The sequence below is a fragment of the Kitasatospora sp. NPDC043950 genome (genome assembly GCF_056435345.1).
In genome coordinates this window covers 52,509-68,604 of the sequence record NZ_JBWKER010000041.1, presented here as the reverse complement: position 1 = coordinate 68,604, position 16,096 = coordinate 52,509, and the positions used below count along the sequence as shown (strand labels likewise).

The window sequence follows — 16,096 nt, the reverse complement described above, 5'->3', positions numbered from 1 at the left end:
GCGGGGGAGCCGGGCGGACTGCGAGGAGCGGGCGGTGGCGTACGACTTCGACGTGCTGGTGGTGGGCGGCGGGATCGTCGGCCTCGCCACCGCGTACGCGCTGACCCGGGCCCGGCCGGGGCTGCGGCTCGCGGTGCTGGAGAAGGAGCCCGGCTTCGCCGCCCACCAGACCGGACGCAACAGCGGGGTGATCCACAGCGGCGTCTACTACCGGCCGGGCTCGTACAAGGCCCGGTACGCGGTGGCGGGCGCCGCCGAGCTGGTGGCGTTCTGCCGCGAGCAGGGCGTCCCGCACGAGGTCACCGGCAAGCTGATCGTGGCCACCGGCACGGAGGAACTGCCCCGGCTGGCGGCGCTGGCCGAGCGCGGGCGGGCGAACGGCATCCCCGTCACCGAGGTGGACCGGGCCGGGATCGCCCGGTACGAGCCGCAGGTCACCGGGGTGGCGGGGCTGCACGTCGGCACGACCGGCGTCTGCGACTTCCCGGCCGTCGCCACCGCCTACGCCCGGCTGGCCCGGGAGGCGGGTGCGGAGCTCCGGCTCGGCTGCGAGCTGCGGGCGGTGGCCCGACGGGCGGACGGCGTGACGGTGCAGACCTCCACCGGGGAGCTGCGCTGCCAGGTGCTGGTGAACTGCGCCGGGCTGCACAGCGACCGGATCGCCCGGCTGGCCGGGGACGAGCCCGGGGTGCGGATCGTGCCGTTCCGCGGCGAGTACTACGAACTGGCCGAGGGGCGACGGGACTTGGTGCGCGGCCTGGTCTACCCGGTGCCCGACCCGGCCTTCCCGTTCCTCGGCGTGCACCTCACCCGGGGCGTCCACGGGGACGTGCACGTCGGCCCGAACGCGGTGCCCGCGCTGGCCCGCGAGGGCTACGACTGGCGCACCGTGCGCCCGCGCGACCTGGCCGGGACACTGGCCTTCCCCGGCGCCTGGCGGATCGCCCGGCGGCACTGGCGCCAGGAGGTGGGCGAGTTGCACCGCTCGCTGTCGAAGCGGGCGTTCACCGCCGCCGTGCGGCGGCTGCTGCCCGCCGTCGCCCCCGAAGACCTGGTACCGGCCGGCGCCGGGGTCCGGGCCCAGGCCGTGGCCCGGGACGGCTCGCTGCTGGACGACTTCGCCTTCGCCGGTTTCGACCCGGCCGACCCGCGCTCCCCGCGCCGCGCGGTGCACGTGCTGAACGCCCCCTCCCCCGCCGCCACGGCCTCGCTGCCGATCGGCCGCGAGGTGGCCCGCCGGGCGCTGGCGGCACTGGAGGCCGGCGGATGAGCCCGGTCACAGCACCTTCGGGAGGGGCCCGGGGGCCCCGTAGACTCGGGGAACTGTGACTGCCACCGCCCCGATCCCCCAGCCCTCGCCGTCCGCCCGGTTGTCCGCCGCACCGGCCGGCTACCCCGCGCCGATGTACCCGCACAAGGCCACCGAGGCCCAGCACCGCGAGCGGCGCATCCGCAGCTTCCAGCCGCGCCGGGGCCGGATGACCAACGCCCAGGCGGGCGCCCTGGACCGGGGCTGGGAGGCGTACGGCATACCGATCGACGGCAGCCCGCTCGACCTGCGGGAGCTGTTCGGCGAGCTGCCGGTCACCCTGGAGATCGGCTTCGGCATGGGCGAGACCACGGCCGCCATGGCCGCCGCCGACCCGGCCATGGGCATCCTCGCCGCCGACGTCCACACCCCCGGCCACGGCAACCTGCTCGGCCTGCTGGAGCGCGACGGCTCGCGGAACGTGCGGCCGGCCGCCGGCGACGCCGTGATCCTGCTGCGCGACATGCTGGCGGACGCCTCGCTGGCCGGCCTGCGGGTCTACTTCGCCGACCCGTGGCCCAAGCCCAAGCACCACAAGCGCCGGCTGGTCCAGCCGTCCTTCCTGGAGCTCGTGCTGCCCCGGCTCGCCCCCGGCGCCCTGGTGCACTGCGCGACCGACTGGGAGCCGTACGCGGAGCAGATGCTGGCCGTGCTGTCCGCCTCGCCGGAGCTGGAGAACCTGCACCCCGAGGGTGACGGCAGCGGCTGGCTGGAGCCCGCGGACCACCCGGACGGCAGCATCCCCGGCTACGCGCCGAGGCCGGACTGGCGCCCGGTCACCAAGTTCGAACGGGCCGGGCTGGCCAAGGGGCACGTCGTCCACGACCTGCTGTTCCGCCGCCGCTGAGCCGCCGCCGGCCGTTCGAACAGGCCACCGCGCGATGACCGGTGGGCCGTTCCCCGGACGGACGGTTCGTCCCGAGTCCTCCCGACGGGCGGGTGCGGTGGCCTACCCTGTGCCGCATGGGCAGCCCGGCCGGCGGCGGGTCCCGGGCCACCGTCCAGGCCGCCGCTGACGCACCGGAGACGGTCCCGCGCACCGGCGACACCCGGACCATCCCGGGGCCCCGGAGGCGCCGGGCCCACCGCCTCGCGCCCTGGGCCGGCGCCGCGTCACCGCCGCCGGCCGGAGCCGTCGCACCGCCCCGGCGCGGCCGCTCGGTGGCAATCTCCTCCGTCACCGCCACCGCCGTACTGACCCTGGCCGGCTGCGGGGTGCTGATCCTGCACCTGGTCCAGCGGCAGACCGGCACCGTCGGGCTGCTGGTCGGCGTCGGCCTGGCGATGGTGCCGCTGCCGTTCGTGCTCGGCGCCCTGGCCTGGCTCAACCTGACCGCCCGGGTACCGCTGCGGCACACCGTGTTCTGCCTCGCCTGGGGCGCCTGCGCGGCCACCACCGTCGCCATCGTGGCCAACAACTGGACCGCCAGCTACCTGACCTCGCACCAGGGACCGCTCGGCGAACTGCTGGGCGCCGGCATCGCCACCCCGCTGATCGAGGAGACCGCCAAGGCCACCGCCCTGCTGGTGCTGCTGCTGCCGCTCGGCCAACGGCTGCGCTGCCACGGCCGCCGCACCGGCCGCCCCTGCGCGCCACTGCTGCACCGGCTGCCGGCCCCCCGGCTCCCCCGGACGTACGCCCGCCGCCCGGCCGGTCCGCACGCCCGGGGCCGGCTGCGGCTGCGCCCGTACCTGCGCCCGCTGCCGTACCTGCGCCCGGCCCCGCCCTCCGGCGGCGGCCCGCACCGCCGCTCCCGGCCCCGCACCCTGGCGGCCGGGGTGGTGCTCGGCGGGATGACCGCCTGCGGCTTCGCCTTCACCGAGAACGCCCTCTACCTGGGCCGGGCGTTCACCACCGACCAGCGGCAGCGGCTGGACAGCATCGGCCTCGGCGATCCGCCCAGCCTGCGCGACTTCGACGGCACCGTGCAGACCTTCGTGCTGCGCGCCCTGCTCTCCCCCTTCGCGCACCCGCTGTTCACCGCGCTCACCGGGATCGGCCTGGCCGTCGCCCTGACCACCGGGCGGCGCTGGCTGGCCCGGCTGGCCGCGCCGACCGGGCTACTGCTGGCGATGGCGCTGCACGGCACCTGGAACGCCGCCGCCGACCTCGGCACGGACGGCTTCCTGGCGGTGTACGGGGCACTGATGGTGCCCTGCTTCGCCGCGTTGGTCTGCTTCGCGGCCTGGGCCAGGTCCCGGGCGTCCCGGCACGCCGCCCGGCGCGGCAGGCGCTCTGCCGGGGTGGTCTGAAGAACCGATTTCCCATCTCGGCGACTTCCCCGTATTGTTGTGTTCACCGACGCGGGGTGGAGCAGCTCGGTAGCTCGCTGGGCTCATAACCCAGAGGTCGCAGGTTCAAATCCTGTCCCCGCTACTCAGTAGCAACGAAGGGCCCGGAGGATTCGTCCTCCGGGCCCTTCGCGTTCCCCGGCACGGCGAAGGAACGTTCTGCCGCGAAGCCGCAACGGACCTGGGCCCCCGTCAGCGGAGACCGCCCGAACGACGGCCGCCGGGCGGGCCGCCCGCCGGGCCGCCGATAAATCCGTTGCCCTCCGGCCGGTGGGCTGCCTATCGTGGCGGCACACTGAAGGGAGGTGATCCTGAATTGAGTTCCATCAGGATGCGTGAGGTGGCTGCTCGCTAGAGCCGCCCCTGCCTGCGCGGGGTGAGGCCTGAGGCCTCCGGCAGGCGAAATCCATAGCAGTCACCCGGCCCGCAGGCCCACCGGTACATCCCCGGTGCCTCGGCGCCAGGCCAGTGCACGGGCCGGCGCGGAGGAGCAGCCTGCGGGCTGTCTGCGTTCTCCACCGCTCTCCGGTGTCTTCCGCCGCTCTTCGCCGTCACCCGCGCCCCGTCCGGGGCGCCCCTGCGTCGTACCCGGGTCGTTCCCGTGGTGGGGCCGCGGCGCTAGAGTCGGCGCGGGTTCCGGAGCGGAGCGGCGCAGGCACAGGGGGTAGGCGATGGCGAAGGCCCGGCGGCGGAGCGGCACGACGACCCTGCGGACGGCCCGGTGGGCCGCGACCGGGGTGCTGGCCGGGACGGGCCTGCTCGGGCTGCTGCTCTTCTCGCTCGGCCGGGAGCAGGCCTGGCAGGCGTTCGGCGGCGGGCTGGTGGTGGCCGGGGCCTCGACGGTGCTCGGCGGCGCGCTCGGCTTCCTGTTCGGGGTGCCCCGGGTACGCAGCGGCAGCGGCGAGCCGCAGGGCTCGTACGCCCCGAACACCAACCTGGAGCAGGTGTCCGACTGGCTGACCAAGGTGCTGCTGGGCGTCGGGCTGACCCAGCTCGGCTCGCTCGGCGAGCGGCTGCACCAGCTCGGCACCGCGCTGGCCCCCGCACTGGGCGGGGAGGACGCCGCGGTGCCGTTCGCGGCGGCACTGGTGCTGTACTTCGTGGTCTTCGGCTTCCTGGCCGGCTGGCTGGTGACCAGGCTCGCGCTGCCGCAGGTGCTGACCGACGCCGACCAGGCCCTGGACCTCTTCCTCGCCGGGCAGGACCGCGACCGGCGGGGCGACAAGGTGGGTGCCGACGACCTGCGGGTCCGGGCGATGCAGCAGCTCGGGCTGCTGGGGGGCAGCGCGGAGCAGTCGGCCGCGCTCGCCGCGCAGCTGCCGCCCGCCTCCTCGCCCTCGTCCGGGCCGGAGGGCGTGGTGGCCGAGGTCCGCTCGACGGCGCGGCGCTCGGCGCTGACCGCCGACCAGGTGCGGGCCCTGTACGCGGACGGCTCCGAGGGCCGCCGGATCCAGGCGCTCGCGCTGATGCAGGGCGACCCGTCGCTGGCCGACCTGCCGAGCCTGCTGGACGCGATCGAGCGTCCACGCTCCGGCTTCGAGCAGTACCACGCGCTGCTGGCCGCCCGGGGCCTGCTCTCCCGGCTGCCCGGCGCCGAGGCGCAGCGGCTGCGGGACGCGGTGGCCGGGCAGTTGGTGCTGCCGGAGGGGATCCCGTACGGGTCGGACCGCAGCTGGCTGGCGGAGAAGATACTGTCCCGGCTGGAGGCGACGGCCTTCGTCCCGACGCAGCCGGCCCGACCCGCCGAGCCTGACCACCCGGGACAGCCGGGACAGCCGGTCCCACCCGCTCAGCCCGCTCAGCCAGCTCGGCCCGTCCAGTCGGCTCCGTCGGCGGGCGACCCCAGCTAGCTGCCGAACTCCTTGACGGTGAAGCGCAGTTCGGGCTGCTCCCAGGGCGTCTTGACCTGCGGCGGGCGGGTGCCCGTGCGCTCGGCGCCCACCTGGAGGTAGAAGCCCTCGGCGGGCGGGTGGGACACCACCTTGACCGAGGCGATCCCGGCGGCCCGGGCGCGCTCCAGCATGTCCGCGATCAGCTTCCGCCCGATGCCGAGCCCCTGGGCCTCGTCGGCGACGAACATGAGGTCCAGTTCGGCCGGTTCGCGGATCAGGCCGTAGAAGCCGAGCAGCCGGTCGGTGGTCGGGTCCGAGGCCAGGAACACCTCGTGCCGGGCGATGTACTCGGGGGTGACCCGGTAGCCGTCGATCATCGCCGAGTAGTGGCCGCGGTAGGCGGTGGAGGCCTGTATCAGCTCGGTGAGCCGGTCGGCGTCGGCCGCCCCGGCACGCCTGACGGTCGTCTCGTTCATGCGGGCGAGTATAGGGGCGCTGACCAGGAGAGACCATTACCTTTCGGCAGCAGACCGGCGGCGGCGGTCGGCGGCCCGCAGGACCAGGACGCGGCGGGTGCGGCCGTCCGCGGCGCGGGGGAAGCGGCGGATCTCGCTGGCGACACGGCGCTCGCCGAGCGCGTACCGCAGCGGGTCGAGGTGGGCGCAGCGGAGGCCGTGGCCGTCGTGCAGCGGCTGGACGCGGACCTCGCCGTCCGGGGAGGTCACCCGGACGAGTTCCACCAGGGCGTCCAACTGCCTTTCGGGGCCGAACAGTTCGGGGTAGGCGAAGAGCAGGTAGCCGCTCAGGGTGAGCGCGAAGGCGCCGTCCGCGAACGGCAGCCGGGGCAGCGCGGCGGCCACGTACTGCTGCGGGTGCGCGGCCGAGTCTGCGGCGAACAGGCGGCGGGCGCGGTCCCAGCTGCGCAGGTAGCGGTCCGGCCGGCAGGAGCGCGGTGACGGGTACAGGTGCGGACGGGCGGCCATCGCGGTGGCCATCGACGCCCGGGCCGCCAGCGCGTGGGCCGCGACCTCGGGTGCGGGGAGCGCGTACGCCGGGTCGGCGGCGATCACCCGGCAGCCGAGCCGACGCGCCTCGGCGGCCAGGCCGGCCGCACCGCCCGGACAGTCCAGCACCGGGCCCGGCAGCGCGGCGAGCTGGGCCCGGGTGAGGTCGAACAGGTCGCAGTACTCGTCCAGCGGGCGGGAGGTGACCAGGATGTCCCGGCCCAGGGCGCCCGGGTCGGCGGGGGTGTGTGCGGCGGCCACCCGGCCATCCCAACACGGGCCGGCCCCACCCGCATCCGGAGCACGTGGGGAGGCGGGCGGGGCCGGGGAGGCGGGCGGGGCCGGGGAGGGCCGTGGGGTTCAGCGGCCGAGCAGGCCCTGGGCGGCGGCCCGGTTCACGTTGGTCAGGCCGCGGACCAGCTGGGCGGTGAGGATGATGAGCAGCACCCCGACCAGCGAGAGGCCGGCGATCTGCCAGGCCCCCTCGATGTAGTAGACGTGCTGGACGTTGTCGCCGTCGTAGAAGTCGAAGACCCGGTACCCGCGCCAGGAGGTGAAGGCCGGAAAGACCCAGTGGTAGAGCGGGTACAGCGCCATCGCCCAGCCGAGCAGCAGGAACACCAGCGACAGGACGAAGCTGAGGACCGCCCACGGGAACATCACCACCTGGTAGAACGCGGCCTTCCACCCGGCCGGGTCCGCCAGCCGCGCGGTGATCGCCCCCCAGGTGCCCGGGCGGGTCTGGCGCACCGGCGCCGGGGCGGGCACGTCCAGGGCCAGCATGCCGCGCACCCGGGCCCGCTCCATCCGGCCCATGCCGCGGGCGACGGTGGTCAGGAGGGCGAGGACGGGCAGGCCGAGGACGGTGACGAAGGTGCCGATCCCCATGCAGAACAGCACGATCGAGACGGAGAAGCCGATGACCGACAGCGGCAGGCCGGTGAGCGTGTAGCCGATCTCGCGGTAGTAGTGCCCGGAGAACGGCGCCCGCCAGACGGCCGGCGGCTCCTCGGTCCGGTGGGCCCGAGCGGGACGCGGGTCGTCGCCGTAACCACCGAGGACGTCCCACTCGCGGTCCTGCGCGCTTCGGCTGATGCTCATGTCCCGGCCCCGGTCCCTCGTTCTCGACTGCTGATGGCATCAGTCTGGTCGAACGGCGGGCCGGGGAGGATCCGGAGGCCTGGCGGATCGGGGGTGGGGTTAACCCCCCGGGCCTGACCCGGCAGGCCTGCCCCCAGGCCCGCGCCGGACGTCCGCGCCGGACGTCCACGCCGGGCCGTCAGCCGGTCGCGCCGCTCCACTCGTCGGCGAGCAGCGAGTACAGGTACGAGTCGGACCAGGCGCCGCCCTTGTAGAGGTCGTGCCGGACCCGCCCCTCCAGCTGGAACCCGAGCCGGAGGAGCACCTTGGCCGAGGCGGCGTTGTCCACGTCGACCCGGGCCGCCAGCCGGTGCACGCCGAGGGCCTCGAAGGAGAGCTCGCAGAGCAGGCCGGCGATCTCGCCCGCGTAGCCGCGGCCCCAGACGTCGCGGCCCAGCACGTAGCCGAGGTGGGCGGAGCGGTGCTTGCCGAGGGTGAGGGAGGCGTGGGCGATCGGCACGGCGTCCACCGGGTCCTCGGCGTCGTCGCGCCGGGTGACGGCCAGCCGGTAGGTGTCCCGTTCCGGCGCCATCGCCTCCTCCAGGTAGAGCTCGATCTGGTCGGCGCAGGTTTCACGGTCGCGCGGCTCGAAGGGGAGGTAGCGGGTGACCTCCGGGTCGCTGAACAGCCCGTACAGCGCGTCCACGTCGCCGGCGGTGTGGTGATACTCGCGGATGGCCAGCCGGGGGCCGGTGAGTCGTACGGGGACCATGGCAGCCGACCCTACTCCCGGCCAGCGGTTACCGTTCGAGCTATGAACGACGAAGACCTGCGGCTCGCCCCGCGCACCAGGGCCTCCGACCTGCTCGCCTGGGCGGCGGAAGAGGACCGCGCCCCGGTGGCCGAAGCGCCGCTGCGCGCGGTGCTGGCCCTGCTGGAGCTGGGCGAGGGCAGGATGCACGACGGCTGGCCCGAACTGACCTCGAACGCGGTGGAGCACCTGCTGTACGAGCGGCTCTACCTGTACGTCCAACCCGAACCGGAGGCGGACCCGCTGGCGTACGGCGCCGCCGTCCGGCTGCTGACCGACCACCAGCGGGCCGCCAAGCGGCTCAACGCCAAGCGCCAGGAGCGGCTGCACGCCGAGGCCGAGTGGCAGGGCGAGGTCGCGGCCGGGCTGCTGCGCCGCGCCGACCTGGTGACCTGGCCCCGGCTGTACGCGCTGCTGCTGCACGCGTACGGGGCGGACGTCGCGGATCCGGAGGCGGTGCGGGAGTGGCTGACCGGCTTCCGGGAGCTGGCGCAGGAGGAGCGGCTGGCCGTGTTCGCCGCACTGGCGCAGACCGGCTGGCTGGACGAGGTGGACGAGCAGGGCTGGAGCCCGACCCGGGTGATCTCGGTCGGCATGGCCACCGACGGCGCGCGCCGGCTGCTGGAGCAGGGCCTGATGCGGCGCAGCTACCGCAACCTGGCCGAGCTGACCGCGCTGGGCCGGCCGATGCCGGACGAACTGGCCGGGGACTTCGGGGCGTTCGAGGAGGCGGCGGTGGAGGCCGCGCTCGACCTGTACGGGGAGTGGACGGTGCCCGGGCTGCCGCGACTGCTGGTGGAGGAGTTCCCGGACCTCGCGCCGGAGCCGGGGCAGGAGGAGATCGACGCCTACCTGGCCGGGCTGGCGCAGGAGGAGTTCGACGCCCGCCTGGAGGGGCTGGCGGGCCCGGCGCAGGAGGAGTTCGACGCGCACCCGGCGGAGTCGGCAGACCCCGCGCAGGAGTGACGCGGCGAAGCCCCGGCCGCGGTGCCTTCTGGTTCCGGCGGCCGGGGCTTCGCGGGTGCGTCAGGGGTTGACGCCGCGCTGCTGGAACCAGGTCTCCGGGTCGACGGGGGCGCCGCCACCGGGGCGGACCTCCACGTGCAGGTGCGCGCCGGTGACGTTGCCGGTGGCGCCGACCTTGCCGATCTGCTGGCCGGAGCCGACCTTGCCGGAGCCCTTGATGATCGAGGAGAGGTGGCAGTACCAGATCTCGGTGCCGTCGGGCAGCGTCTCGACGATCCGGTAGCCGTACGAGCCGGACCAGCCGGCCGAGGTGATGGTGCCCTGGCCGACCGCGTAGACGGGGGTGCCGGTGTCCGCGGCGAAGTCCAGGCCGGTGTGCAGGTGGGCCCAGTAGCGGGCGCTCTGGCCGTAGTGGGCGGTGAGGTGGTAGTCGCGCACCGGCAGGGTGAGGGCGGCGGCCTTGGCCCGCTCGGCCTCCTCGGCGGCCCGCTTGGCCTCGGCCTCCTTGGCGGCGGCCTTGGCCTCCGCCTCCTTCGCGGCCTGGACGCGGGCGTCCTCCTCGGCGGCGGTGCGCTGGCTGTCGGCCTGCAGCTGGATGCGGGCGGCGAGCGCGAGGCCGGGGTCGGCGGAGAGGGCGACCGGGGTCTCGTCCGGGGTCTCGATGGCGGGGGCGGCGGCCGGGGTGGCGGAGGCGAAGCCGGTGGCGCCCAGGGTGGCGGCGACGGCGGTGACGCCGAGCAGCGGGGAGGTCCCACGGACCTGACGCGGCATCCGGTGCCGGTTGGTCTCGGCCTCCGGGCCCGCGTACTCGGGGCCGTCCGGGCCGGGGTGGTCGAGGAGCCGGGTACCTGCTGCGAGGCCGGCCGGGTGTGCCGGAGTGTGCGTCGACGCCACGGAGGCGCGCTCCTTTCCTTCCTTCGCGCCTACCGGGTTAGCTGACGGGTTCGGAGCAGGAAGGTCTCCTACGGCCGGGCCGGAGCCCCGCCGATTCACCCCAAGGAACGTGGTTCCCCGGCTCCCTGACCTGCCCGGAGGCCGGTCGGCGGGATTAGGCGACGGCGCACGGTGCCGTCTGGGTACGGCGTTGACGACCGCGCTGCGTTATCAAACGTTAATCCTAGGAGGCCCTGATTCCAAGCCGTTCGCCCGGGACGACCGGAGACGGGCGGGGCACTCCGGGGCACGACGGGCGTTTTGTTCCCCTTGGACACCCCTGCACCCCCTTGAGCGCCGTTGACGCCACCTCACGTGATCGGACGTCAACGAACGCCCCTTCATCCGTGCACTCCCCACTGGCCTCCCCCGCTCCGCAGGGCGCGAGGGCTTGACAGCTAAGGCTATTAGCCTTAGCTTTATGGCTATCGGCGGCAGCGCCGAAGCCCCGCACCGGCAACCCTCCGGAGGCCCACCATGAACGCCACCAGCGCCCCCACCACCCAGTACCTCGACGTCACCGGCGGCCGCCTCGCCTACGACGACACCCGACAGGGCGACGGCGCCCCCGTCGTGCTGCTCCCCGGAATGCTCGACACCCGCGCCGCCTACCGGCACCTCCGCCCGCTGCTGGCCGCCGCCGGCCGCCGGGTCATCACCATGGACCTGCGCGGCTTCGGGGAATCCTCGATCATCTGGGACGACTACTCCCCCGCCGCCATCGCCACCGACGTCCTCGCCCTGCTCGACCACCTCGGCATCGACCGCGCCGTCCTGGTCGGCAACTCCTACACCGGCGCGACGGTCGTCAAGGCCGCCGGCGACGCCCCCGAGCGGGTCGCCGGCATCGCCCTGATCGACGCCTTCATCGAGAACCCCCCGCCCGGCGCCCTCATGCGCGGCGCCCTCCGCGTCATGGGCTTCCTGACCGTCCACTCGCCCGCCTTCTGGGGCCTCTACCACCGCAAGCTGGCCTACCCGGGCGCCAAGCCCGCCGACTTCGACCCGTACGTGGCCGGACTCGTCGCCGCCATGCGCACCCCCGGCCGCAAGACCGCCACCCGCGGACACGTCAGCGGGGACTCCGCGCCCGTCGGCTGGACCGCGGCCGTGCGCTGCCCCTCGCTCGTCATCATGGGCAGCAAGGACCCCGACTTCCCCGAGCCGGAAGCCGTCGCCGACCGGCAGGCCGCCGCGCTCAACGCGCGGAAGGTCATGATCGACGGATCCGGGCACTACCCGATGGCCGACAACCCGCAGGCCACCGCCGGCGCCCTGCTGCCCTTCCTCGCCGACCTCGCCTGAGCCCCGCCCGCCCACGTCAGCCCCGCCACGCCACGTACGCCTTCCACCGACGGAGAGCCCACACCATGCCCCGAGTAGGACTCACCCCCGAGCAGGTCGTCGACCACGCCATCGCCCTCATCGACGAGCAGGGCGCCGACGCCCTCACCCTGGCCGCCGTCGCCGCCCGGGCCGGGGTCGCCACCCCGTCGCTGTACAAGCACGTCAGCGGCGGCCTCGCCGAACTGCGGCGGCTCATCGCCGTCCGGGTCACCGAGGAACTCGCCGACCGGCTCGCCGAGGCCGCCGTCGGCCGCAGCGGCGACGACGCCGTCGACACCGTCCTGCGCGCCTACCACGCGTACGCCACCGAGTACCCGCACCGCTACAACGCCCTCCCGCAAGCCCCGCAGCCGGACGACGACCTCACCCGCGCGGCCGGACGGCTCGTCGGGGTGATCATCGCCGTCCTGCGGGAGTACGGCCTCGACGGCGCGGAGGCGATCCACGCCGCCCGCACCGTCCGCTCCGTCGCCCACGGCTTCGCCTCCCTCTCCATCGGCGGCGGCTTCCAGCTCGCCGAAGACCTGGCCACCACCCAGAGCCGCCTCATCACCCTCCTCACCACCGGGCTCCGCACCTGGCCCACCCCCTGAGACGCCGGCCACCGCACCGGCCGCGGCACGACCCACCCGGTCTCCCACGGCGACGGAACGGCCGGCGCACCGGGTGAGGCGTGCGCGAGAAGTCGGACCCGCCGACTTCCCGTGCGGCGGGCAGGCAGCGGGCCTGGGGGTCGTGGGGGCGGACGGGTTAGTGTGGCCGGGCTGACTGGTGGTCATGACAGGGGACCGCCGACCCCTTGGCGGAGGTCCACGTGCCCGCACCGATAGCGAGGGCGCGGCGGTGGTACCTGCGGCTGCTGGACGGGAACGCCCGGGCCGCGCGGTACGCGCTGGGGGTGCTGCTCGGGGTGACCGCGGTGCTGAGCGTGCTGCCGATCGTGCTGCCGTACAGCTGGCCGCCGTCGGCGCTGGTGCTGCCGCTGGTGGTCGGCGGGCTGCTGTTGCGACGCGGGCAGCTGCTGGTGCTGGTGTGCGCGGCGCTGGCCGGCGGGGTGCTGGGGGCGGTGGTGCGGGATCCGCTCGGGGTGCGGATCGGGGTGACGCTGGTACTGGCCGCGACCGCGGTGACGGTGCTGGCCGCGAACCGGTTCCGGCACCGGCTGGGTCTGCGCGGGACCCAGGGCGATTCGATGCTGCTGGAGCTGGCCGAGCACACCCGGACGCTGGCCCGGCTTCCGGAGCGGCTGCTCGACTGGCACTTCGACAGTGCGCTGGCGCCGGCCGGCGACACCTCGTTCTCGGGTGACTTCCTGCTGTGCGCGCACCGCCCCGAGGAGGATCTGCTGGAGCTGCTGCTGGTGGACGTGTCGGGCAAGGGCAGCCGGGCGGCGGCCCGCTCGACGCACCTGTCGGGCGCGTTCGCGATGCTGCTGGGGCGGGTGCCGCCGAAGGCGTTCCTGCCGGCGGCCAACGACCACCTGGTGCGGATGGGCTGGGAGGACGACTTCGCGACGGCGGTGCACCTCGCGCTGCGCCCGGCGACGGGCGACTACCTGCTGTTCAACGCAGGCCATCCGGCGCCCGCGCAGTTCCGCCGGGCGGACGGCGGCGGCTGGGCGCGGTCGGGGCACGGCGGCCCGGCGCTGGGGCTGGTGTCGGGCGCGCTGTATCCGGCGGTGTCGGGGCGGCTGCGGCGGGGCGATTCGCTGCTGCTGTTCAGTGACGGCCTGGTGGAGGTGCCGGGTCGGGATCTGGACGAGGGGGTGGGTCGGCTGCTGGCGGCGGCCGAGCCCGTGGTGCGGCCGTGGCGGACGCAGCAGCAGCTCACCCGGGGTGCGGCGGAGCGGCTGGTCCGGACGGTGGCGCGGGACGCGGCGGACGACCGGACGCTGGTGCTGGTGCGCCGTCTGGGTCACCATTCACCCGCTTCAGCACCCGCTTGAGAAATAAGGTATTAAGAATTAAGTGCCCGTTCGGGCACCCAGAGGGCACCCACCCCCCGAGAGCGGAAAGGCCGGGTATCCGATGGACCTGAGCTCTCCGTGGGTTCCCCCCTCCGAGGACGAGAGCCGGACGCCGCGCAGCAGTCCCACCGCCCGCAGCCCCATGCGCTGCGTGCGCTTATTGCTCGGCTGCACCAGCGCCGCCGAACTGCTCGGCACCGTCCTCGCCGAGGGGCCGGGGTGGATCACCGGCGAGGGTTCCGCGCTCTACCTGCTGGATTCCGCCGGGATGCTCCGACTGACCGCCTCGCACGGGCTGCCGGACTGGGCCCACGAGCGCTACAGCACCGTCGATCCGGCCAGTGACCTCCCCGCCGCGATGGCCCTGCGGTTACGCCGCCCCTACCTGCTCAGTCCCGAGCACACCAGCGTCGACTACCCGAACAAGAACGTCGGCATGGGCACCGGCATGGTCGCCGTGATCGCCCTGCCGATGGTCGTCGACGAGCGGCCGGTCGGCGTCCTCGCCCTCGCGCTGGCCCACCGGGGCACCGTCCCCCGCCGCGACCTGGACGTCCTGGAGACCATCGGCGAGGCCTGCGCCCACCGGCTGTCCCACCTGCTCGACCACGCGGACGCCCGGATACCCCAGGATCCGGCCGGGGCACCGCCGGACGGGGCCGGGAGCCTCCCCGCCGGGCTGGCCCACCCGATGCTGTCGCTCGCCGTCCGGGCGGCCGGGCACGGTGCCTTCGAGCGCGATCTGGTCACCGGCGAGAGCTACTGGGACGCCGCGGCGTTCCGGGTCACCGGCCAGCCCGCCACCGCCGACGGCTCCGCTCCGGAGCTGGACCGGATCGTCCACCCGGAGGACCTGCCGGACGTGCAGGCCGCGCTCGCCGAGTCGCTGACCACCGGCGGGTGGTACCGGATCGGGTACCGGGTGCTGCGCGGGGGCGGCAAGGTGGCGCGGATCGAGGAGACCGGCGAGGTGATGCTGGACGTCCACGGCCGGCCGGTCCGGGTCGCCGGGCTGCTCTCCGACCGGGACCAGGGCCAGGACCGGGACCAGCGCCGGGAACACCCCCGGGAGCAGGCCGAGGAGCAGGCCACCCCAGGCGGGGCCCGGACGGCACTGCTGCTCGCGCTCACCCGGTCGCTGTCGCGGGCGGTGACCGTCCGGGACGTCACCACCGCCGTCACCGACGTCGCCCGCCCGGCGTTCGGCGCCGCCAGCATCGTCCTGGACCTGGTGGACGAGGGCCGGCTGCTGCCCGTCTCGCACACCGTGTACGGCGGGCCGAGGCGCACCGAGCTGACCCGGCTGGCGGACCTCTCCGAGAACGTGATGCAGCACGCGCTGACCCGCTCGGCCCCGCTGTTCAGCGAGCCCGACGCGGGCCGGGGCCGGCACGGCCCGCTCACCCCGGCCTCCTGGGCGGTACTGCCGCTGGTCGCCTCCGGGCGGCAGGTGGGCTCCTGCCTGATCACCTTCTCCGCCGAGCGGGCGTTCGGCCGGGAGGACCGCACCCTGTACTCGGCCTTCGCCGGGATCCTGGCGCAGTCCCTGGAGCGGGCCCGGCTGTACGACACCCACCACCACCGCGCCACCGAGCTGCAGCGCGCGATGCTGCCGCGCACCCTGCCCCGGCTGCCCGGGATCGCCAGCGCCGCCCGCTACCTGCCGAGCACCGAGGGCATGCAGATCGGCGGCGACTGGTACGACCTGCTGAGGCTGCCGGACGGCCGGATCGGGCTGGTGATCGGCGACGTCCAGGGCCACAACGCGGAGGCGACGGCGGTGATGGGCCAGCTGCGCAGCGGCCTGCGGGCGTACGCGACGGACGGGCACGATCCGGCCGCCACGCTGGCCCGGACCAGCCGGCTGCTGACCGAGCTGGACACCGACCTGTTCGCGACCTGCCTCTTCCTGGCCCTGGACCCGGCCGACGGCGCGCTGACCGCGGCCCGGGCCGGGCATCCCGCGCCGGTGCGGATCGCGGACGCCGGGGCCGTCGAGCTCGATCTGCCGGGCGGGCCGCCGCTGGGCGTGGACCCGGGGCAGCCGTACCCGCTGACGGCCGGTCGGCTGGCGGTCGGCGAGACGCTGCTGGTGTACACCGACGGGCTGGTCGAGGACCGCGAGGAGGACTACGACGAGTCGGTGCAGCGGATGCTCGGCGGGCTGGAGCTGTGGGCCCGGCAGACCGGCCCGGCCCGGGCCGGCGCGGCGCCCGCGCTGGAGCGGCTGGCCGACCTGCTCACGCTGAACGTGACCGAGCGGCGGTCCCGGCCGGACGACGTGGCGCTGTTGCTCCTGCACCGGACGTCGCCCCTTCCGTAACACCGTGCACACGTTCCCCACACATCCCAGGACGTGACTCGGCCATCTCCCGCCCGGCCCGGCCGACGCGCCGCAGGCGCCCCACCGGGGACGAACGTCCTCGGGCCGCCCGGATCGCGGTCGAACGGCGCCGGTTTGACGCCGTATTGACTGGATATTGACGAGATCCGGTCACTTGGCGAGATCCGTTCACACCTTCGTAGGATCATCACCCTAGAATTCGCGGCGTGACG

Annotated in this window: 14 protein-coding genes, 1 tRNA gene and 1 riboswitch; of the genes, 10 read left to right on the top strand and 5 right to left on the bottom strand. The window is 74.9% G+C overall.

Annotation, left to right across the window (positions count from 1 at the left end; genetic code table 11):
* Nucleotides 1-34: 34 nt before the first annotated feature.
* The 5 genes from lhgO (at nt 35) to AC07BF_RS25995 (ending at nt 5,451) form a co-directional block, all read left to right on the top strand.
* Nucleotides 35-1,270 carry an L-2-hydroxyglutarate oxidase gene (gene lhgO / locus AC07BF_RS26015; protein ID WP_363628080.1) on the top strand — a complete coding sequence of 412 codons (1,236 nt, stop codon included), beginning with the start codon at nt 35-37 and terminating at the stop codon, nt 1,268-1,270.
* A gap of 55 nt (nt 1,271-1,325) precedes the next feature.
* Entirely contained in the window at nt 1,326-2,156 is an 831-nt protein-coding gene (gene trmB / locus AC07BF_RS26010; RefSeq protein WP_363581325.1) for a tRNA (guanosine(46)-N7)-methyltransferase TrmB, read from the top strand.
* A gap of 116 nt (nt 2,157-2,272) precedes the next feature.
* The gene (locus AC07BF_RS26005) at nt 2,273-3,562 is read left to right on the top strand and encodes a PrsW family intramembrane metalloprotease (protein ID WP_363581327.1); all 1,290 of its coding nucleotides are present in this window, start codon (nt 2,273-2,275) and stop codon (nt 3,560-3,562) included.
* Between the two features lie 50 nt (nt 3,563-3,612).
* Nucleotides 3,613-3,686 (top strand) — tRNA-Met (locus AC07BF_RS26000).
* A 586-nt stretch (nt 3,687-4,272) separates the two neighbouring features.
* Nucleotides 4,273-5,451 (top strand): hypothetical protein, encoded by a 1,179-nt coding sequence (locus tag AC07BF_RS25995; RefSeq protein ID WP_400804547.1) that lies wholly within the window; start codon nt 4,273-4,275, stop codon nt 5,449-5,451.
* On the opposite strand, the gene AC07BF_RS25990 is transcribed toward AC07BF_RS25995, so the two are convergent.
* From AC07BF_RS25990 to AC07BF_RS25975, 4 genes are all read right to left on the bottom strand, one after another.
* Nucleotides 5,448-5,909 (bottom strand): GNAT family N-acetyltransferase, encoded by a 462-nt coding sequence (locus AC07BF_RS25990; RefSeq protein ID WP_400804544.1) that lies wholly within the window; start codon nt 5,907-5,909, stop codon nt 5,448-5,450. The genes AC07BF_RS25995 and AC07BF_RS25990 overlap by 4 nt on opposite strands.
* Before the next feature lie 36 nt (nt 5,910-5,945).
* A complete protein-coding gene (locus AC07BF_RS25985; protein ID WP_478333975.1) occupies nt 5,946-6,698 on the bottom strand; it encodes a hypothetical protein in 753 nt (250 codons plus the stop codon).
* A gap of 99 nt (nt 6,699-6,797) precedes the next feature.
* Nucleotides 6,798-7,538, bottom strand: a complete 741-nt coding sequence (locus tag AC07BF_RS25980) for a sensor domain-containing protein (RefSeq protein WP_478333974.1) — start codon at nt 7,536-7,538, stop codon at nt 6,798-6,800.
* A gap of 178 nt (nt 7,539-7,716) precedes the next feature.
* Entirely contained in the window at nt 7,717-8,289 is a 573-nt protein-coding gene (locus AC07BF_RS25975; protein ID WP_400985405.1) for a GNAT family N-acetyltransferase, read from the bottom strand.
* 42 nt (nt 8,290-8,331) lie between these two features.
* On the opposite strand from AC07BF_RS25975, the gene AC07BF_RS25970 reads away from it, so the two are divergent.
* A complete protein-coding gene (locus AC07BF_RS25970) occupies nt 8,332-9,294 on the top strand; it encodes a hypothetical protein (RefSeq protein ID WP_478333973.1) in 963 nt (320 codons plus the stop codon).
* Between the two features lie 60 nt (nt 9,295-9,354).
* Here AC07BF_RS25970 and AC07BF_RS25965 read toward each other — a convergent pair whose 3' ends face one another.
* Nucleotides 9,355-10,188 (bottom strand): M23 family metallopeptidase, encoded by an 834-nt coding sequence (locus tag AC07BF_RS25965; RefSeq protein WP_478333972.1) that lies wholly within the window; start codon nt 10,186-10,188, stop codon nt 9,355-9,357.
* Between the two features lie 12 nt (nt 10,189-10,200).
* Nucleotides 10,201-10,359: riboswitch (cyclic di-AMP (ydaO/yuaA leader) on the bottom strand.
* 345 nt (nt 10,360-10,704) lie between these two features.
* Between AC07BF_RS25965 and AC07BF_RS25960 the strand changes: the two genes are divergently transcribed.
* From AC07BF_RS25960 to AC07BF_RS25945, 4 genes are all read left to right on the top strand, one after another.
* Nucleotides 10,705-11,532: an alpha/beta fold hydrolase gene (locus tag AC07BF_RS25960; protein WP_478333971.1), complete on the top strand. Its 828-nt coding sequence runs from the start codon at nt 10,705-10,707 to the stop codon at nt 11,530-11,532.
* Between the two features lie 65 nt (nt 11,533-11,597).
* On the top strand, nt 11,598-12,167 hold the full coding sequence (locus AC07BF_RS25955) for a TetR/AcrR family transcriptional regulator (protein ID WP_363581345.1): 570 nt from the start codon (nt 11,598-11,600) through the stop codon (nt 12,165-12,167).
* Nucleotides 12,168-12,388: 221 nt separating this feature from the next.
* A complete protein-coding gene (locus AC07BF_RS25950; protein ID WP_363581347.1) occupies nt 12,389-13,519 on the top strand; it encodes a PP2C family protein-serine/threonine phosphatase in 1,131 nt (376 codons plus the stop codon).
* Between the two features lie 82 nt (nt 13,520-13,601).
* Nucleotides 13,602-15,863 (top strand): SpoIIE family protein phosphatase, encoded by a 2,262-nt coding sequence (locus AC07BF_RS25945; protein WP_478317399.1) that lies wholly within the window; start codon nt 13,602-13,604, stop codon nt 15,861-15,863.
* Nucleotides 15,864-16,096 lie beyond the last annotated feature (233 nt).